At 29.4% G+C, this 20,183-nt stretch carries 23 protein-coding genes and 2 pseudogenes; 24 read left to right on the forward strand and 1 reads right to left on the reverse strand.

Features of this window, described 5'->3' with window-relative positions; genetic code table 11:
* Positions 1-207 precede the first annotated feature (207 nt).
* The 8 genes and pseudogenes from A7L45_RS09920 to A7L45_RS09950 all read left to right on the forward strand — a co-directional run bounded on the left by A7L45_RS09920 (position 208) and on the right by A7L45_RS09950 (position 4,017).
* Positions 208-981, forward strand: a complete 774-nt coding sequence (locus tag A7L45_RS09920) for an RHS repeat-associated core domain-containing protein (RefSeq protein ID WP_071612617.1) — start codon at positions 208-210, stop codon at positions 979-981.
* A 43-nt stretch (positions 982-1,024) separates the two neighbouring features.
* Positions 1,025-1,180 (forward strand): hypothetical protein, encoded by a 156-nt coding sequence (locus tag A7L45_RS23830; RefSeq protein ID WP_224616967.1) that lies wholly within the window; start codon positions 1,025-1,027, stop codon positions 1,178-1,180.
* 18 nt (positions 1,181-1,198) lie between these two features.
* Positions 1,199-1,492 (forward strand): hypothetical protein, encoded by a 294-nt coding sequence (locus A7L45_RS09930; RefSeq protein WP_071612619.1) that lies wholly within the window; start codon positions 1,199-1,201, stop codon positions 1,490-1,492.
* 71 nt (positions 1,493-1,563) lie between these two features.
* Positions 1,564-2,046, forward strand: coding sequence for a hypothetical protein (locus A7L45_RS09935; protein WP_071612620.1), 483 nt, complete (start codon positions 1,564-1,566; stop codon positions 2,044-2,046).
* Between the two features lie 512 nt (positions 2,047-2,558).
* A pseudogene (locus A7L45_RS23835) lies at positions 2,559-2,672 on the forward strand (RHS repeat-associated core domain-containing protein); the annotation flags it as partial.
* A gap of 36 nt (positions 2,673-2,708) precedes the next feature.
* On the forward strand, positions 2,709-2,870 hold the full coding sequence (locus A7L45_RS23840; protein ID WP_236900477.1) for a hypothetical protein: 162 nt from the start codon (positions 2,709-2,711) through the stop codon (positions 2,868-2,870).
* Between the two features lie 205 nt (positions 2,871-3,075).
* The gene (locus A7L45_RS09945) at positions 3,076-3,429 is read left to right on the forward strand and encodes a hypothetical protein (protein WP_071612621.1); all 354 of its coding nucleotides are present in this window, start codon (positions 3,076-3,078) and stop codon (positions 3,427-3,429) included.
* Positions 3,430-3,816: 387 nt separating this feature from the next.
* A pseudogene (locus tag A7L45_RS09950) lies at positions 3,817-4,017 on the forward strand (YvrJ family protein).
* Between the two features lie 289 nt (positions 4,018-4,306).
* On the opposite strand, the gene A7L45_RS09955 reads toward A7L45_RS09950, so the two are convergent.
* Positions 4,307-5,461 (reverse strand): hypothetical protein, encoded by a 1,155-nt coding sequence (locus A7L45_RS09955; protein WP_071612622.1) that lies wholly within the window; start codon positions 5,459-5,461, stop codon positions 4,307-4,309.
* 815 nt (positions 5,462-6,276) lie between these two features.
* Here A7L45_RS09955 and A7L45_RS09960 point away from each other — a divergent pair.
* The 16 genes from A7L45_RS09960 (at position 6,277) to A7L45_RS10035 (ending at position 20,072) form a co-directional block, all read left to right on the forward strand.
* Positions 6,277-6,918, forward strand: a complete 642-nt coding sequence (locus A7L45_RS09960; protein ID WP_071612623.1) for a hypothetical protein — start codon at positions 6,277-6,279, stop codon at positions 6,916-6,918.
* A 119-nt stretch (positions 6,919-7,037) separates the two neighbouring features.
* Positions 7,038-7,622 carry a hypothetical protein gene (locus tag A7L45_RS09965; RefSeq protein ID WP_071612624.1) on the forward strand — a complete coding sequence of 195 codons (585 nt, stop codon included), beginning with the start codon at positions 7,038-7,040 and terminating at the stop codon, positions 7,620-7,622.
* A 248-nt stretch (positions 7,623-7,870) separates the two neighbouring features.
* Positions 7,871-8,104, forward strand: a complete 234-nt coding sequence (locus A7L45_RS09970; protein ID WP_071612625.1) for a hypothetical protein — start codon at positions 7,871-7,873, stop codon at positions 8,102-8,104.
* A 1,157-nt stretch (positions 8,105-9,261) separates the two neighbouring features.
* A complete protein-coding gene (locus tag A7L45_RS09975) occupies positions 9,262-9,834 on the forward strand; it encodes a DUF5104 domain-containing protein (RefSeq protein ID WP_071612626.1) in 573 nt (190 codons plus the stop codon).
* Between the two features lie 202 nt (positions 9,835-10,036).
* Positions 10,037-10,600 carry a DUF5104 domain-containing protein gene (locus tag A7L45_RS09980; RefSeq protein ID WP_071612627.1) on the forward strand — a complete coding sequence of 188 codons (564 nt, stop codon included), beginning with the start codon at positions 10,037-10,039 and terminating at the stop codon, positions 10,598-10,600.
* A 222-nt stretch (positions 10,601-10,822) separates the two neighbouring features.
* Complete coding sequence (locus A7L45_RS09985) at positions 10,823-11,386, forward strand: DUF5104 domain-containing protein (RefSeq protein WP_071612628.1); 564 nt, start codon at positions 10,823-10,825, stop codon at positions 11,384-11,386.
* Positions 11,387-11,609: 223 nt separating this feature from the next.
* Positions 11,610-12,164 carry a DUF5104 domain-containing protein gene (locus A7L45_RS09990; protein ID WP_071612629.1) on the forward strand — a complete coding sequence of 185 codons (555 nt, stop codon included), beginning with the start codon at positions 11,610-11,612 and terminating at the stop codon, positions 12,162-12,164.
* 269 nt (positions 12,165-12,433) lie between these two features.
* Entirely contained in the window at positions 12,434-13,198 is a 765-nt protein-coding gene (locus A7L45_RS09995; protein WP_071612630.1) for a hypothetical protein, read from the forward strand.
* A 277-nt stretch (positions 13,199-13,475) separates the two neighbouring features.
* On the forward strand, positions 13,476-13,997 hold the full coding sequence (locus A7L45_RS10000; protein ID WP_071612631.1) for a hypothetical protein: 522 nt from the start codon (positions 13,476-13,478) through the stop codon (positions 13,995-13,997).
* Positions 13,994-15,172, forward strand: a complete 1,179-nt coding sequence (locus A7L45_RS10005; protein ID WP_071612632.1) for a phage tail protein — start codon at positions 13,994-13,996, stop codon at positions 15,170-15,172. The genes A7L45_RS10000 and A7L45_RS10005 overlap by 4 nt, the downstream gene beginning before the upstream one ends.
* Positions 15,173-15,217: 45 nt before the next feature.
* A complete protein-coding gene (locus A7L45_RS10010; protein WP_071612633.1) occupies positions 15,218-15,817 on the forward strand; it encodes a hypothetical protein in 600 nt (199 codons plus the stop codon).
* 13 nt (positions 15,818-15,830) lie between these two features.
* Complete coding sequence (locus A7L45_RS10015) at positions 15,831-16,361, forward strand: hypothetical protein (protein ID WP_071612634.1); 531 nt, start codon at positions 15,831-15,833, stop codon at positions 16,359-16,361.
* Positions 16,362-16,379: 18 nt separating this feature from the next.
* Complete coding sequence (locus A7L45_RS10020) at positions 16,380-16,772, forward strand: DUF4280 domain-containing protein (RefSeq protein ID WP_071612635.1); 393 nt, start codon at positions 16,380-16,382, stop codon at positions 16,770-16,772.
* 57 nt (positions 16,773-16,829) lie between these two features.
* Positions 16,830-19,304, forward strand: coding sequence for a hypothetical protein (locus A7L45_RS24215; RefSeq protein WP_071612636.1), 2,475 nt, complete (start codon positions 16,830-16,832; stop codon positions 19,302-19,304).
* A 20-nt stretch (positions 19,305-19,324) separates the two neighbouring features.
* Complete coding sequence (locus A7L45_RS10030) at positions 19,325-19,603, forward strand: HNH/ENDO VII family nuclease (RefSeq protein WP_071612637.1); 279 nt, start codon at positions 19,325-19,327, stop codon at positions 19,601-19,603.
* A gap of 28 nt (positions 19,604-19,631) precedes the next feature.
* Positions 19,632-20,072, forward strand: coding sequence for an SMI1/KNR4 family protein (locus tag A7L45_RS10035; RefSeq protein ID WP_071612638.1), 441 nt, complete (start codon positions 19,632-19,634; stop codon positions 20,070-20,072).
* The last annotated feature ends 111 nt before the right edge of the window (positions 20,073-20,183 follow it).

A 20,183-nucleotide genomic window follows, 5' to 3' on the forward strand; every position in this document is an offset into this window, starting at 1 on the left:
AGCAAAAGCGGTAGCAGGTTGAGAAGTGGAACAATATAGAGTGTAAGGTGAAAAACTGTATATTAGAAAGAAAACCCTACACCGATAGGTGATAGTAACAGTAACTTCAACAGGTGAGGTATTAGTAGATTATAGTTATGCTTATGATTTTAAATGTAAATAGAAAAAGTAAGCTCTAAGCATAAAAATCACTACACCTATGACAGCATGAATAGAGTAAAAGACTCTAGCTATGATGGAAGACAAGAGAGCTTCACCTATGATAAAGTAGGGAATAGACTAACAAAAACAACAAATGATATAACTGACAAGTATGTTTATAATGTAAAAAACCAGCTAAAGGAATTACACCAAGATTCTGGCACAAATCACTTTACTTATGATAAACAAGGCAATACAATAAAAGAAGATAGTAACCTAGGTGCTAACACCTTTGAGTACAATACTCTAAACCAACAAGTAAAAGCTATAACTAAGGAAGGAAATACTTTAGTTAGTAGATACGATAGTGAAGGCTTAAGATGTGAGATTGAAGAAAATGAAAAGTTAACTAAGTTTATTTTCCATAAGGAAAATGTATTAGTTGAAACTGATAAGGACTTTAATGCAATTTCTAGATTCACTAGAGGGTATGAGGTTGTTGCTGCTGATATTTCAGGGGAAGATCTAGAAACAAATAGATATTATTATACTCATTACGAGCAAGGTAGTACAGTCTATATTACAGATAAAGAGCAACAAATAAAAAATGAATATTGTTATGATGCTTTTGGTAATGTATTAGATAGTAAAGAGGAAGTTCACAATAGAATAACTTATACTGGACAGCAATTTGATGGTATAACAAATCAATACTACTTGAGAGCAAGGTTCTATAATCCTATTATTGGAAGATTTACGCAGGAGGATGTTTATAGAGGTGATGGGTTAAATCTTTATAGTTATTGTGGGAGTAATCCTGTAGGGTATTGTGATCCTTAGTGGGTATGCTAATTGTAAGAGTAAAACGAGTGCTTTAGGAGAAATGTCTAAAGAAGATGCAAAGTTGTATAATGCATACTGGGATAATGTTGCTGCAACAAAAGGCAACATAAATGGATATAATAAAGCTATAAAGAAAAGTGATGAATTAGGAGATTATCATGAAGTAAAGTTAAAATATGAAAAAGGGGTTAAATGAGGAGATAAGATAAAGGATATGGATATAAATGATTTTAATTATAAAGCTAACATATTAGAAGAGCTAGGTAATAATAATCAATCATATAAAACAGCATCAAATAGGAATCCTAATATAACACGGACATATAAGAAATATATTAGGGAAGATATTATTAACAAATATAGAGATGATCCAACTAAGGTAAAAGAAGAATTGAAAAAGTTAAAAAGTATGGATCCTGATCACATTCGGGAATTGCAACTTGGAGGTCTTGATGAATTTGGCAATTTGAAAATGATAGATGAATTTACAAATAGAAGAATAGATTAAAATTTAGGTGTACAAATGAGAGCTGTTTCAGAAGGTGGAAGAATAAAAATAATAATTGAAAGGTGATGGAAATGAAAAATACTATTCAGGAAAAGTTAGATAAGATAGAGAAGATTTTGGAATCAGATATTTCACTTTTAGCATTATTTTCTTTAGAAAAAAAAGAGGAAAATGATGACATAATTAATGAGGTTAGTAAAATCAATAAAGAGTTAGCTATTATTTACCAATATAGTGATATAAGATTTGGTGAAATTGAATTTTGGACAGAAGAAGACTTGTTTAATGAAAAACAATTTAATAAGTTATTTTATGGTGTTCCACAACCTGAAGATTGGATTTGTATTGGAGAAGTGCAACCATACCCACTATTATTCAATAAAAAAACGGGAATTGTTAATTGTGTAATTAGTGAACCGGGGTTAGAATGTGAAATTAAGGAATACGTAAAATTAGAACAATTTATTGATGAGTTTGTACTTGGTAAAAGATATTTTGAATTGGGAATAGATGATGAATGGTACGAGTTTATGGAAAAGAATGAAATAATATAGCCGCTTTAATTTATCAAAAAGATAAAAAACAAGTATAAATTATTTTTAGCTTATGGTGTGGGTTTAGGGTTAAAATCAATAGTACCGCAAGAGTATTTTAGAGTACTACTATTTTGTAAACAACAAAAATAAAAATAACAATATTAATAGATCCCATCATAAAAAATTATTGGGATTTTGAATACCAATGAAAAGCAAAGAAAGAGGAAAGTAACCTAGGTGCAAACACATTTGAGTATAATACCTTAAACCAGCAGTTTAAAGCTATAACTAAGGAAAATATTTTAGTTGAAACTGATAAGGATTATAATTCAGTTTCTAGATTTGTTAGAGGGTATGAAGTTGTTGCTACGGATATTACAAGTAATACAGAAGAAAATAGGTATTACTACACCCAATATGAGCAGGGTAGCACAGCTCATATTACAGATAGCAATCAAAGTGTTAGAAATGAATATTGTTATGATGCTTTTGGAACTGTATTAGAGAGTAATGAGGAAGTTCATAATAGAATTACTTATACTGGTCAGCAGTTTGATGGAATTACTCAGCAATATTATTTAAGAGCTAGATTCTATAATCATGTAGTTGGTAGGTTTACTCAGGAGGATGTTTATAGAGGTGATGGGTTAAATTTTTATGCTTATTGTGGGAATAATCCTGTGGGATATTTTGATCCTAGTGGTTATATGGATTGTAAAAGTAAAACTAGTGCTATTAATAAAGGGGCTGAGAAAACTGAAATAACAAAAAACTGGAAGGGAGAAATAGTAAAGATACCTGACGGTCACATAATGAATCCTAGAGATCCTAAATTTTCATAGCCACTAATTATTGAACCAGGGCCTTTTACTAATACTCAAAAAGGACAATCTTTAATTCTGAAGTTGATGGTAATAAATTAAGACAATCAGAAATTAAAGATTATTGGAAAAGTAAAGGAGCAAGGTTAATTCAAGTTGAAGATGGTAATTAGTATGATCCAGGGCAGTAATTAGGATGAAATATATATCCAGGAGGAGCTAAAATATGAATAAAAGTAAAATAAATAATATTTTATTAAAATACAATATTATTTATTCTTTAACTATAAACTTAAAAGATAAATATGTTGAAGAAATTGGGGATAGTAGTAAGTTAGAATATGATGGATTACTAAAAACTCATTTTAATGATATGGAAACTATAATTAAGTTGAATGGTTTTTTAGAAGGACAACAATTACCTAAACTGTTTAAGCAAGGGAAGGTTATTTGTATAATCTGTAAACCCAAAAATAATATTATAGTCGGATTGTTTTATCATGAGGATAAAGATTTTACACACTACTATAAGAAAGCTAAAGAATTAAATGAAGAAATTGTATCAGTTTGGGAACAATAAGCTTAAACAAGGTCTTCACAGTCCGCATTAACAAGATGTTAGGTGACTTCTAAAGTTTGTAAAGTGGTAATTCTAGATTATAGCTATGACGGTGATGTTGAAAGTTTAGTCACAGTAACTTCAATAGGTGAGGTTTTAATAGACTATAACAATGCAAAGACTAGCATGAGGAGAAATTCTTGTGTTAGTCTTTATTTCATGCAATTCAAATGGTAAATAAAGTATTCAATAATATGAAACTAAAAGCTCAAAGAATATATAGGCTAGTTTTTCCAGAATTTTCAAAAGTGTTTCTTGATAAGATGTTCTAAATAATTATTTTTCCTTAAGCATTAAACATGAAATAATCTGCTTCTGAACATATAACCAATGTAGGAAGTGGTAATCATGGAAGTTAACGAATTAATCAATCTAATAGTCAATAATGGCTTTCCTGTAGCTGTTGCTGCTTATTTGCTAATACGCGTATAGAAACAAATAAACTGCCTATCAAGATCAATTAATAAACTCAATGCCATAATATCAACTAAGCTTGGAGTTGTTATAGATAATGATCAATCTAATGATGATTCTTACAAAGTGGCATGAGAAAAGGCAATAAACATTTTTATAATGTTTATTGCCTTCTTTAACTCATTCTTTATAACAATCTATAAGTTTTTTTTATAAAAATATCTTTGCTAAGCACATTGGATATACCTCTACTGTCAGCTAATTGAATTCCTATATTATTTACTTTATAAAACATTTTCGACATTTTATATTTACAAAATCATAAAAAATATCATAGATATTCTGTAGCCTATAAATGTTGCTATAAGCATTAAAAATATCTATAATATTATAGTTATATAATTCAATCATCTATAAATTAAATTTATTGAGTTATAGTTTCATGCATAGATTTTGTGATTTGTGACATAATGTCTTTAAACTTTGAAATTGCTGAATCTGTTATAGTTCCATTTTTATCATAAGGAGTTATTTTACAATTAGTAATGTATTGAGAGTCTTTATTCATGTAACACATAGTAAATAATAATGAGTTTTCTTTATTTTCATATCCATATACATGTGCATCATTATCTGTTTTATTCAAAATATAAAAATTATAGTTAGTTTTACCAATAGCTAAAGTATTAGAATATTCTTTTATACTATTATCAATATTTTTAGATGAATAAGATATTGAATTAGGATCATTAGGAACATCTACAATATATTTAACATTATCTACTGTACAAATTGCTATTTTATGTTCTTGGTTTTGTTGTACTATATAAGCTGGAATTTGATAAGAAATAACGTGCTTTTTGCCATCAAAAGTAGGTATTTCTTTTGAATAAGTTTTCAATGTACTTGTATCAGACATATTAGCTTGTGACCATTTGTATCGAATATCTGTAATGATACTTGTATTTCTATCAATTGTAACAGTATATTCATTTCCAGTCGCTGAACACATAACAGGTAACTTTACAGAATCCTCATAATAACAATATTTCATACTCTTATCGTTACTATTTGAATTATCTTCTGATGGTTGTCCCCATTTTCCAGTTAAATTATCTAATTTACTTCCAACATAAATTCCACCAGTATAAAATATATCTTTTCCTTGTGTGTTAGAGATATATTCTACATCTACATTTTTTAAAGAGTCTTTCTTATCTGAATTGTTTTTTAAGGATAATTGAAATTTTGTAGTACCAATAGACATATCACACATTTGTGTTGAATTTGCATCCATTATATAGTCTTCTGAAAGCTCTTTTGATGATAGCACTGCACCTGCATTAGTAAAATCAGTATATTTTGCTGGTAAGGTAACAACTTTGTTACCAACTTGAACTATCTTATTATGTAGTTTAGCATTTGTTATTTCGTCAGTCGCAGTAATTTCTTCTTTCTTTTGAACTGAATCAGATTTTGAATCAACCTTTTTCGTATTATTACATCCAAGCATTGTCATAGCAAAAATACTTAATATAATAATAGCAATATAATTTTTAATTTTTTTACATTTTTTCATAATATCCCCCTATTTCTTAAATAATCACTTTACTATTATATCTGATAACTTGTCTAAACTGCAAATTTATATATAAAAACCCATTTAAATAATTTTATGTGAAGAAATAGGAGCGTATGGTGTCAATATTTTCAATAAAAAACTCCTCCTAACTATGTTTAAAATCCTGCTATTTTATAATCATGCTTCTACTTTTCTTTCATCCAACCCAAATGCAAAATCTATTATTATATACCATTTATATCCATACATTTAAAATTTAGGTCATATATTTTTAATTCGAACAATCTAAAAAAAGAAGCACACAGACATGGAGGAGTAGAGAGATTTTTCGTAGACTCGAATGGAAATGTTATAAAACACATAAGCCCAGAATACTATAATGAAGAAATCGATGATGGACTAGGATATAGTGTGCTATGTCAAGACTTGTTGGAATAATTCTATAATAAATTGCCTGCCACTTTATAGTGTTATGTTAACAAGCTTTCTAGAATAAAACACCTTGCAAATTAGGTGTCTTAAGTTATAAAAATACAATTGGAAAAGAAGTAAATCACGGTGAAAAACAAAACTAAAGGCTAACATGAGGAGAAATTCTTATGTTAGTCTTTTGTTTTACCAATTTAAGCTATCATGTCTCAGAGGGTCTCTGAAATATCAGCATGTAACAAAATCATTTGGTGGAATTAAGAAACTGAATGCTAAAGGTTATATAATTACATTATATACTAAAAAAGATTAAAAGAAGAAAATTGACTAAAATTTATATATAATGTATAATTATGATGAAAATATAAAATTTGGGGGGGACAATGTTAAAAAAAATAGGAAGAAAAATTTTAGCTGTTTTAATCATTATTATTATTACAATACTCTTTAATAAATGTTCTAATTCACACAAACCAAGGAGTAGACTGAATGAAATTAAACCACTTTCAGTAACTGTTGAAGGTGTAGAATTTAAAGTGGGACAATCAAAATTAGGAGCCATCCTTGATGGTGGATTATTAATATCATCTAATACCAGTTTAGAAAAGGATACCAATGGACTGCAACTTGAAAAAATGACATATTATCTCGCAGTTATTAATAAAGATGGATATAATTTAGGTCAGGTTAATTTTGTAAATAACACTGAACAAAGTATTGGCTACAGAGATTGTATTATTAGTGAATATGAAATGAATTTTGAAAAGGCAGAGGCAGGAATCAAAAAAAATAAATACGATAATATTTTAATTGATGGAGTTAATTTTAAGGGCAAGACTATAAATGATGTAAAAAATATTATGTCAAAGAAAACTGAAGATGTTGATGAAATTCTTCAACCAGATGGAAGTATAGGAATTTTGAGTTATGAAATTGAGAATATAAGTGTGAGTATTTCATTCGATTATACAACAAAAATAGTAAGTAAGGTTAATATATACGTACCTAATACTTATTTTGAATAATATTATTAGCAAGAAGAAACTGATTTCAGTTTCTTCTTGTGTTAGTCCTTATTTTTTAAATTATGGTATTGGTTGAAATTTACTAAAATTATATATGTAACATAAAGGGGGAGAACGATGTGTCACAAGTAGGATTTATAATTATATTCTTCAGTTTTATTATTAGTGTTATTATTATATCATTATTAATAGGAAAGAAAAGGAATAAAGGTGCAGTTAAGGTGGAGGATGCAAATATACAAGGACAAATTAATGAACTTATGAAAAGGGTAGTTTCTGATAGTACAGGATATAAATCAGTACCTATCATGACAATGCAAAGCAATTCAAGCATGATAAGAGAGAGTATATTAAATAAGTTACTTTCAAGGGCAATAAATAATAGTGTTTTCAATTATACACAAAGTGAAAAACTTATTTTGATCTACGGAAATATGAAAATGTTTTTTGTGCCAGCTTATGGAGATGATTATACCAAAGAGATAAAAGCCAATTTAACAAGAATCACACAAGTAGGAGTAGGAGATCTAAGAAAGGTTAAAGTTAATACATCTGGATCCTCAATTAAATTAGTATATAGGCATAGAAAAAAAATCTTATTTTGTACATTAAAACAGTTTTATTTTCCAGGAGCATCATCCATATCAGAAAGGGAAGAATTTGCTGATTTTATACGTTCTTTTAAGAATTCAGTAAGTAACTAGTAATGACATCTAATATGATAAGGAGATTTTAGTTTTTCTATGCGCTTCAGATTAGATTATAATAATACTTACATTAAAGATTTGTTAGGTTTTAACGATAAATAATAATCTGAAAATGAGGGCGTGTTAAATAAGGTGTATATTAAATATTCTTATAAATGTTATAAGGAAGCAAAATCGCTACAGTTGTTTCAGCAATAGGAGGTTTTTTTAATGCAATTGGGAAGATAGTAATTGTAGTTCTACTGATGCAATTACTTAAGGGAGTATTAGACTCAACTAAGGTTGAAAAGTCTAATTTGTATGAAGCTATCATTTTTACTATTATAGGTATTGTTGTTATGTTTGTCATGGAATTTTTATGTAATTCAATTGCGAAAAAGATAGCATTTAAGGAATTTCTTCGAAGGTTAAAATTAACCTGCGAAGAAGTAAAAGGTTTAGTTGATAAAAAACCAAAATTAAAAGGATGGTTTATGTAAAATCACATAAATTATAGAGAAATACATAAAAATGATATTTCATATGCTAGTATTAATAATATTGAAACAGAGAAGCCAGACGTAAAAAGAGATAAAAAAAAGAAATTATTAATATATTATATTATTTTATCATTATTATTGTAGGTACGGGTGTTGTTATTGTTGCCAATAGTATATGCAATAGTAAATATGATTTTAAATATTCCTTGGTTCATATTATTTAGGCGATGATAAAAATGAAGAATAAATGAATAATATGCTCTCTTGGAGCCTTCGATGTGTTGAAATTGAGCCACTGTTATGCTGAAATTTGATTATAGTAAACTAATAGCATAATTTTTAATAATGCAGTGAAAAGATGAAATGAATCAGCTGAAATTAAAGTAAGCTGGTTCATTTTTTTTAGTATAAGAATTTACATAATATAATCGATAAAATGGTATAAATAAACATAACAAAAGAATATTCTTAAACAGTTATGGGGTGAATATTGCAGTGATAGAATTTTAGATAACCCAGTAACAATAATAAAGGTTAATTTTTCTAATAAAAAAAGTATTTTCTATAATTTTATGCAACGAAAATCAGAGCATGAATAGTTATGATAAAAATTGTAGAGGAATTCAAGATATGTTGTTAATTATTATACAGAGTAATTACTTCATTTCTTTGTTCCTGATAATAGGAATGTAGAACTTTTAGCATGAAAGGTGACAATATTCCCCTGATTTAGCAAAGTTATTATGGTAGAATATCCTTAGTAAGCAAAATTTGCCCACATAAGCAATTATATTTTGTAATTTGGGTGAACCAATGGTCTAAAAAAGTAAAAAAAAATCAAAAATAAGAATTTGAACAAAATCATTTTATTCTAATGATTTAGTAAGGACAGAAGATAAGGAAGGAAACACAATTGTTGATTAGAAGCCACAATACAAAAATTGGTGGTGCACTGGATTCAATCCTGAGTATCAGAATGCAAAAGCAGCAAATCTTACTGTAAACGGAAGTATAGATTTTTCGGGTCATCCTGATTTATGGAAGGCTTTTTACAAAAGATATCAACATCAAAAAACATGGGAATTTGACGCCGAAAACCATATTGCTAGGTGTGAATGGTAAGGTGTTGAAAGCATCTAATTAAAAAGGAGGAAATTATGAATATTAAGAGATTAATATTATGTATAATCATTATTACAACTTCTTTAGGGCTAATAGCGTGTAGCTCTCTCAAGTCTAAGATAGTAAAGGGCGGAGAGTCTGCGCTAAATGTCAAAAGTGATAAGGAAATTGCGAATACACGTTTTCAAAAGATAATAGAATGTTTAGAAAAAAACGACAAAAAAGGGTTGAAAAAAATGTTCTCTCCTAAGGCATTGAAAGAAGCGAAGGATATTGATGGTGGCATTGATTATATAAAGGGTTTTTATAAAGGCAAAATCAAATCAAAAGATGTCGCGCTTGCAGTTTCGGACCATAAAGATAATGGGGAAAAGACAAGTGAATTGCAAGCTTACTACACAGTTACAACGGATAAAGATACATACACAGTGTTTTTTATTGACCAGACAGTTGACATTAAAAATCCTGATAATGTTGGGCTTAACATGCTGCAAATAATTAAGGCGTCAGATGATGATAAGGAGTTTGACTGGGGTGGAGACAAGACAAAGTGTGCAGGTATATATCGCCCAGCTACTGTAAAAAAGCAAGCTAAGGAATCTGTGTAAAATCTTATTTGAGTCTAAGTTGGTGCCAATGTAGACTTAAAAGCAGGTGTTTAAGAATTTAGATTTTTAAAGGGGAAAGTATGGCCATTTTGTGGATCTAAACTACATCTAGGAAAGTAGGTATAATGGTAAATAAAGATATATTTGCAAGCACTGTAAGAGAGAGTTTTATTAAAAAGATCTAATTTTAAAGGAGGAAATTATGAATATTAAGAAATTAATATTATTTATAACCATTATTACACTTTCTTTAGGTCTAATAGCGTGTAGTTCAGTAAAGTCCAAACTAATGAAGGCCAGAGAGTCTGCGCTAAATGGCGAGATCAGCAATGATAATAAAATTGGGAATGCACGTATTAAAAAGATAATAGAATGTTTGGAAAGTAATGATAAGAAAGGGCTGAAAAAAATGTTCTCCCCTAAGGCATTGAAAGAAGCGAAGGATATTGATGGTGGTATTGATTATGTAATGGCCTTTTATAAAGGCAAGATGAAATCAAGGGATAAGGGCTCAATACCAACTGATGATTCAGTAGAGGATGGTGAAAGGAAAAGTGAACTGGATTGTGAGTATGTAGTTACAACGGATAAAGATACGTATAATGTATTTTTTATTGACCAGACAGTTGACACTAAAAATCCTGATAATGTCGGGATTTACATGTTGCAAATAATTAAGGAGTCAGATAGAGATAAGGAGTTTGATGGAGGTACAGGCAAGTCAAGATGTGCTGGTATTTATCGCTCAGCTACTGTAAAAAAGTAAGCTAAGGCATCTGTGTAAAACCTTATTTGAGTCTAAATTGGTGCCAGGTGTAGACTTAAAAGCAGGTGTTTAAGAATTTAGATTTTTAAAGGGGAAAGTATGGCCATTTTGTGGATCTGAAACTACATCTAGGAAAGTAGGTATAATGGTAAATAAAGATATATTTGCAAGCACTGTAAGAGAGAGTTTTATTAAAAAGATCTAATTTTAAAGGAGGAAATTATGAATATTAAGAGATTAATATTATTTATAACCATTATTACACTTTCTTTAGGGCTAACAGCGTGCGGTTCTGTCAAGATTAATCTAATGAAGGCCAGAGAGTCTGCGCTAAATGATGAGATCAGCAATGATAATAAAATTGGTAATGCACATATTAAAAAGATAATAGAATGTTTGGAAAGTAATGATAAGAAAGGGCTGAGAAAAATGTTCTCCCCTAAGGCATTGAAAGAAGCGAAGGATATTGATGGTGGTATTGATTATATAATGGAGTTTTATAAAGGCAAGATGAAATCAAGAGATGAGGGTACAATACCAACTAAGGATCATAATGAGGATGGTGAAAGAAAAAGTGAACTGGATTGTAAGTATACAGTTACAACGGATAAAGATACGTATATAGTGTTTTTTAAAGACCAGACAGTTGACACTAAAAATCCTGATAATGTCGGAATTTCCATGCTGCAGATAATTAAGGAGTCAGATAGAAAAAAATATTTTGACTGGGGTGAAGGAAAGTCAAAATGTGCAGGTATTTATCGCCCAGCTACTGTAAAAAATTAAGCTAAGGCATCTGTGTAAAATCTTATTTAATTTTAAATTGGTACCAGTTGTAAACTAAAAAGCAGGTGGTTAAGAATTCACATTTTTAAAGGGGAAGCTATGGCCATTTTGTGAATCTGAAACTACATCTAGGAAAGTAGGTATAGTGGTAAACAAAGATATATCTCCAAGCGCTGTATAAAAGAGTTCTTAGTAAAAAAATCCAATTTAAAAGGAGAAAATCATGAATATTAAGAGATTAATATTATTAATAACCATTATTACACTTTCGTTAGGGCTAATAGCGTGTAACTCTATCAAGTCTAAGATAGTAAAGGCAGGAGCGTCTGCACTAAATGTCAAAAGTGATAGGGAAATTGCTAATACACGGTTTCAGAACATAATAGAATGTTTGGAGAACAATAACAAGGAAGGACTGAAAAAAATGTTCTCCCCTAAGGCATTGAAAGAAGCTAAGGACATTGATGGTGGTATTGATTATATAAGGAGTTTTTATAAAGGCAAAATCAAATCAAAAGATGTCGCGCTTGCAGTTTCGGAAAATAAAGATAATGGGGAAATGACAAGTGATTTGAAAGCTTTCTATACAGTTACAACGGATAAAGATACATATATAGTGTTTTTTAAAGACCAGACAGTTGACACTAAAGATCCTAATAATGTAGGGCTTTCCATGCTGCAGATAATTAAGAAGTCAGATAGAGAAAAAGAGTTTGACTGGGGTGGAGACAAGACAAAGTGTGCAGGTATTTATCGCCCAGCTACTGCAAAAAAGTAAGCTAAGGCATCTGTGTAAAATCTTATTTGATTTTAAAGTGGTACAAGTTGTAGACTTCACTAATTAAGAAATTTATAAAAGTAAGAAATCATTTTATAAATGACTTAAATACGCTAAGTATATGGTTAATGATGTAATAATAACATATTTTGTAGCAAATGATTTTGTAAGCTATGGAAGAGTGTTTATTTTTAGTCTTCACAATAAACTTTATCTATTTCTTGCTAAACTATTTACAGTCTCTAATTTAAATATGATGGGAGTTTTTTATGAGTATTATTTTATTTATTATATCTTTTATATTAACCGTTATTTTAATTTCACTTATAGTTTTAGATAAAAAGGCAAAATTTAATATTAATTCCCCTATTACTGTTTATCCTTTTCTAACATTATTTCCTATTTTCTTATTGGCAATACCGGTATTGTTTATTGTATCGGTCTTTTTATTTGTATCAAAAGATTTTTTATCAATTATTTTTTTAATTGCAATAATAGTACAAATATTAATTTTATCCTTATACATACTCTTTAAAATTAATATAATTACTAGCAAAAACCTAAAAGGTATTGGTGATGCAGGGATAAAGCAATTAAGACTAACATTCTCTAAGAAATTACTTAGCTATTCTATTTATTCAGCAATATTATATTCTATTTGCATAATACTTCTTATTATTAAGTGCTATTCACAAATGCCTGAGGGTTTAAACCTTATAACAGTTATCTATACTATGATATTAACTATAATTATTGCATTTCTTATACCTTACTTCTCTATACCAGTACTTGCTCTTACAATTGCAGTAGGGATTATTTCTGTAGTAATTGTTATTATTATGTGTTTAGTAGTTATATTATCATTAAATGGAACTATTCGAACGATATTCTTATTACCTAAAGTTAAAGAAAAATGGATTTTTTATATTCTAATTATGTTAGTACCCTTAGCTAATGTAGTGTATATGTTTTATCTTCGTAAACTCATAAACAAAGAATTAGTATATGAAAATAATGTCGCAAGTTCGATTTAGACTAATTTTATTAGATGGAGGATAATCGAAATACAGCTATCAAAAGAAGCTTCTAATGATACTTGCTATGAAAGGATGGGAGAAATGGAACTTTTTAAAAAGGATTACAAATGAGTAAAATTAAGGAATATTTTATAATATAATAAAGGCCATAATATGTTTTATTTTGGCGAACTAGTTATAAATTAGAATATATGAGTGCCTATAAACTTTATATGTACCTAAAAACATTTATGAAATAGGCAAAGTTTATAAGAATAGGAGGAATGTAGAAAATATGGATAAAAGAATTGACGAGAAAATTTTAGATTTTATAAATGAATCAGAAAAAAAACAAGCAAAAAAAGATATTTGTAGTGGACCTATAAAAATTGGAAATAGATATTACGAATTTGAAGAAAAAGAATTTTTTGATGAAAAATTAAAAATATATATTCCAAAGGATTTTGAAGATATGCCACTTGATGTAAGAAAATTTAAATATCCATCGGAAAGCCGTCCAGAAATAATAAAGAGTAATGAAGAAGGAAGTATAGCTATAACACTCAACATTATTGATAGTCCATTAGATGAAGAACGTGTTGAAGAACTTAAAGATGGAATGAAGATGATTATAAAGAAAAGCAATCCATCTAATGTATTTTATGAAGATGGGGTTTTAGAAGTTGAGTCTAAGAACATAGGATTTTTTGAATTTAAGAGCTCAGTAATAGATGATTTCTTATATAATTTAATGTTCTTTTTGGAATTTAAGGAAAAGACTTTAATGGGAACTTTCAGTTGTCCCTATAAAAAATGAATATTCAAGTTAATGCAAATAAAGATGTAAGAACCTTAGAAATAGAGGCGTTAAGCAGAACTTTTTTGATGGATATCAAGAAAAAAACTAGAACATTTCAAGATAAAAATTCTAGTTATGGAGAAATTTTTAATATTGTGAACGGTGAATATACTAACATCAACATATTAGACAGTATTACGAATGGGACTAAAATAGATAAGTTAATAGTTCAATATAAAGAAACAGATTGGGAATTTATAAAAAGGTTATCTTCACATTTTAATGTGCCAGTAGTATCAGAATGTCAATTAAAAGATATAAAGTATTCAATAGGAAATTTAGGATGTTACACAACATATGAAGTTGATAAATACAATTATTCGATAAAAAAAGCATTACAAGAATATAGGCTTAAGTCAGAAAACGGAATTGATGGCTTAAATGACATTAATTTAATAAGTTATGAGGTAATAACGTATAAAGTAATGTATTTATACAATTTAGTAAACTTTAAAGGTAAAAGTTTATATATATACAGTTCAGAAATGGAACTTTTAGATGGTATGATTTCTAACAAATATATATTAAGGGATAATAAGGGTATAAAAGTACGTAGAGCTTACAATAACAAGGTAGTAGGAATTTCTCTTAAAGGAAATGTTTTAGATACAAAAAATGACACGGTTAAAATTAATTTAGAAATAGATGGAAATCAAGATATAGGTAAAGCAAGATGGTTTTCATATTCAACGGTTTATTCATCACCAGATGGTACAGGCTGGTACTGTATGCCAGAGGTTGGAGATGTAATAAGACTATATTTTCCAGACAATGAAGAAAAGAATGCATATGCAATAAGCTCAGCAAATCTTAAATCAAGTAATAGTGAGAAGCGTAGTGATCCAGCAGTGAAAAGTATAGGAACAAAGTACGGAAAACAAGTGGTAATGAAACCAGGTGCTGTAGAAATTATAGGAAATGGAAATTTACTGATGAGATTAACAGATGATGGTGGAATAGAAATTAATAGTGATAAAAAAATAGTTTTGGATGCTAAAGAAGATATAGAATTAACTGGTGGTGGCAAGATATCGATTCAAGGTGGTAATGGGGTAGATTTAACTCAAGGTGGAGCAAAAATTAACATACAAGATAATGTAACTATGAGTGGTGGAAAGATTAAGATTGAATAATTGTTTTTATATGTACATGTCAAATGAGGAGGTGTAAAAGCAATCGTGATAATACAAGAAAATAAAGAGGAACTCTTAGCAGAATTTTATGAAAAGTATGTAGTTAATAGATGGATTAATGATTTCCTTAAAATTGATGAAATATATAAAAGTGATAATGATGTTATAGATGGAAACTTAGTTTCAGCATTTAGTGAAGTATGTAAGCAGGCTCTAGATCTTCAACAGAAACAATTAAAAGGGGAAATAAGGTATATATATTTTTCTCTTCTTAGAACTAGTCTTCTTGAAAATAAAGGAGAATATAGAATTGATCTATATGATGAAAATTGGGTTTTAGATAAGCAGGAATGTTTTATTAATATAGATCTAAATTTTATTTTCACTTCAATTTTTAAGTATATGGAAGAACTCAAGGAAAAGAAAAAAGAGTGTGGAAGAAGTATAACTGATATGGATATAGAAAATATGATGCTGGAGGAAACAGATAAATATCATGTTTTAGCAGTTGAATTTTTAAAAGGACTTATAGAAAAATTTATAGGAACACCTTCTTATGAAAAGATGAAGAAAGCAGAAGATATCAGGATATTTGTTGGAGAGTATATGGATGAGACAGAGATGATATATCCAGAAGAAAAATAAAAAAGGAGAATGTATGGATTATTTTTTATTAAAACAAGATGAAAGATATACAAATACGCCAAGAATTATAGATGTATTTAAGAAAATTAACATGAAATATATTAATCTTCTAAATGCTCATAAAATTGAAGACATGATAATATTTAATGTAGAAGCTTGTAATTATTGCGAATTCTTAGATGTTTTAGATAGCCAATTATTTTTGATATCAGATGAGCTTAAAAAAATTATTGAAAAATATGATAGGGATATTTTGTTTATTAGTTTACCACTTATTGATGGATTACATGATAGACAAGAAAATTATTATTTACCTATATTTGAAGAAATAGAAGCCTTAAGTGGTAAAACAGAACTAGGTTTAGATAAAAAAATAATTAAAAACATAATCCTAAGTAAAAAAAAGATTCAAGGTAAGAAAATATTTAGAATAAAAGAAAGTACAAAACCATTAATAGTTGTAAGACTTGATGTTGCAGAAAGTCTTTTAAGACGTGATTTTAAGGGAATAAAACTTGAGAGATTACAGGTGGAAGAGAGTTAAAAGAGGGGGTGTATGTATATGAGCGATAATTATTATATAGTAAGAGGCGCAAAAATGAGATGTGACAAAGGTACCCATGCAAGAAAAATAAATCTACCTGAAAGTCATGGAGCATATGCAACAGAAAAACCTATGATGAATAAAAGTGATAATGTGGTAAATAAAAACATTAGTTACTTTGGAATTTGCAGCGAATGCAAGGAAGGCGAAGATATTTATTTAATTGGTGAAGATGGAAAGCAACTTCCACCAGGGAAAAAGTGTCTTGTGAAAGTATCAGGCGATTGGATGAAGGTAAAAGAGGATACATTGGTTGATGGAAAACCAGCACTTACAGCAGAATCTGTGCTTATATGTTCTTTACATCAAGGAAAAATAAAATTCGTGACAACCGGCCAAGAGCAAGAGTAGTTAAAATAGAAAAAGCAGAGAAAATAGTAAAGAAGTAGTAATGAAAGGGGAAAGTAAATGGGGGCAGTTCATACATTAAGGGTTAAATCACCTTATCAATTGCTAAATATAGAGAATATAAAAATTGAAAACAAACCTAATGAACATGGATATTTATATTTAAAATGTTTGATAGATGACTCAATAAATTTTCAGTCTACTATAAATGCTTCCACTGATGATAAAATATGTGTTTATGAAGAATTAGAAGATGAAAATTCTAATAATAAAAGCAAGATAATATTTAATGGAATAGTACAAAATATTAGGACAAGCAATATAAACGGAAATTATTACTTAGAAATACAAGCACTTACATCAAGTTTTGAATTGGATGTAAAAGAAAAAAGCAGATCATTTCAAGATGTGAATATGACGTATGATAAACTTATAGGAATAATTATAAAGGATTATCCAGGCTATAGCTATGAACAATGTATAGGCGAAGGGGAGAAGATAGGAAAACCTTTATTTCAATATAAAGAAACAGACTGGAGTTTTTTAAAGAGAATATCAAGTGAGTTAAAATCAGAACTATCTTGTGATATAATAGAAACACTTAATATGTTTTATTTTGGGAGGCCAAGTAAAACAAGTTATAAATTAGAAGATACTAGTGATTATAAAGCTTGCAAGGATTTAAAACAATATCATGAATCAGGTGGAAGCGAAGCTGGGCATGATACTGACTATTTCTATTATGAAATAGAAACAAGAGAAAAGTATGAAGTAGGGGCTAATATCAGCTTTAAAAATAAGGACTTTTATGTAAATCAATATAAAGCTCGTGCTTTAAGTGATGAAGTTATTTACAAATACCGTTTATGTAGAAAAAACGGAGTATGGCAAACTAAAGTTACAAATTCACTTATTGGTGGGGCATCTATTGAGGGGAAAGTTCTTGAAGTTAAGGGTGAAAAGATAAAACTTCATTTAAATATAGACAAAAGCCAAAATAAAGACAAAGCCTCCTGGTTACCGTATGCACCACCAACAGGAAATGTAATGTACTCAATGCCCATAGTTGGAACAAGCGCAAGTTTGTATTTCCCAAGTGAAACTAGCGAAGAGCCAATTGTTACAGGATGTGTAAGAAAAAATGGAAGCAGTTGTGCTAAAACAGCAGATACAACTAAAAGGTATTTTGGCACAGAACACGGTAGTGAAATAGAAATGGTGCCAGGTGCTTTGAATATAAAAGGTGGAAGCAAAGTGCCACTTAGTATAAGTTTTGATGATGCGGTTGGAGTAACAATTAAAAGTCATAAAAAACTAAGTTTAAATGCAGCTGGTGGAATAACAATGAAAACACCACAAAGCGTTAAACTTAAGGCGCAGAGTCAAATACTTGTAGCAAAATCAGGAACTAAAAGTGGATTTTCAATGGAAACTGATCTGCACTTCTTATCCAATAATGTAATAAAAAACGGAAGTGATAGGGAAGCTTTTGCTGCATTTGATGATGAACCCACGATAGGTAAAAAACCAGAACCTAAGCCGGTTAAAAAGGCAGTTGTAGCAAAACCACCTGAGAAAGAAAATAAGGGTTTTAGTTGGGGTAAGCTATTTAAAGCAGCAGTTGCGGTAGTGGCAGTGGTAGCGGTAGTCGCTCTAGTAGTTGTATCGGTGGCTACATTCGGTGCAGGAGCTGTAATTGGAGCTGCGCTAATAGGAGCCGCTCTTGGAGCAGCATGTAATGTTGGCGGAACAATAGCCTCGGATATTAAAAACAATAAAATGAGTAGCCCACTTGATTATTTAATAAGTGCGGCAAAAGGAGCTCTTGTAGGTGCACTATGTGGTGCAATGTTTGGACCGGCTATGGCAGGAACATCTTTATTTGCAGCAGAAACTACAGGCCAGTTAGCTCTAAATTTTGTTAAAACATTGTTCATAGGTGGAGCAGAAAACTCTACATATTATGCACTTAATGAACTTGCTAATTTTCGTATGCCTAATTTAGGAGAACAGTTAAATCAATTTAAAAATGGAGTTTTATTTACTGGACTATTTACGGGAGGAGCTAAAGCTCTAGAGACTGCAGTATCGTGGATTAAAAAAGGTGCAAGTAAAGTCATGGATAACATTGAAAAAAATGTTAATAAGTTTGGAAAATATATAGATGATTTAGTACCAGCAAAAGCGGTTACACCAGATGGGCAAATTGTTTATGTTAAAAATGATCCAATGAAATCAGGTGGGGGCGGAAAGAAAGTTGAACTAAATAAGCAACAGAAGGATTATAATAAAGCTGTTGAAGAGAGTAAGAATGGTAATAAAACGGTAGGAAAAGTTAAAAAGTATACTCCTGCTGAATTCAAAGGAACAGTAAAGGTTGGCGGCGAAGTAAAAGATGTAAGTAGAAGAGTATATCAGAGTAATGAAATTGATTGGTCGATTAAAGGAGATGATGGGTTAACTAATTTGGAACGGGCTAATTTGGAGGTTCACCGATTGATGCTAATGGAAATCCATTTGAATTACACCACTTAGCACAAATTGAATCAGGTCCAATGGTAGAATTACCATATAGTAAACATCAAGAAGAATACTATGATATTCTGCATGGGTTATTAGAAAATCCGAAGTATCCAAAGTTAACAAAATTAAATGACTTGAGTCCTTTGAGAAACAAATCTTTAGAAGAAATAAAAGAAATAAGAAAAATAAGAAGTAATTTAAAAAGAGTAAGTTTTAGAAGCGATGAGGTTTTAAATAAGCAATATAATAATTTCAGGATAGCTTATTGGAAAAAGAGAGCAAATCTGATAGAAAGTAGTTTGGGAAAATAATGCATAATATTATTATTGGAGGTTTAACATGGAGGAAAAAAATGAAATAATTAGAATTATTGAAAAGAAAAAGCAATATTGTAATTCTACGGGAGGAGTTGATATTAATAGGATTTTACAAATTGAAACCCTTTTAAAGGTTACTATTCCTGAAAGTTACAAATGGTTTCTTCAAAATTATGGTCATATATTAATTATGGGTATTGAAATTTATGGGGTGTCTAAAGGAGAAATTCCATCTTGTGTAAAAGCTACTGAAAGATACAGGAAGATTGGGTTACCATCACAATTTGTTGTAATAGAGAGTAGTGATGAATGGGTATATTGTTTGGACACATCTGACATTAAAACCGGTGAATGTACAATAGTAGATTGGGATAGAAGAGATGGGGTTGGTTCACAAGAATATGAAAATTTTTATGAGTTCTTTTATGAAAGACTTAAAGATGCTTGCGAGAATTGGGATTAAATTTGAATAGAAATAGAAGAGAAAAGATAGTATGATATGTCAACAATTTTTGTGACAAATTTAATTGAAACCAAAGACTAACATGAGGAGAAATTCTTGTGTTAGTCTTTT

The organism is Clostridium estertheticum subsp. estertheticum, from assembly GCF_001877035.1.
GTDB classification, from domain to species: domain Bacteria; phylum Bacillota; class Clostridia; order Clostridiales; family Clostridiaceae; genus Clostridium_AD; species Clostridium_AD estertheticum.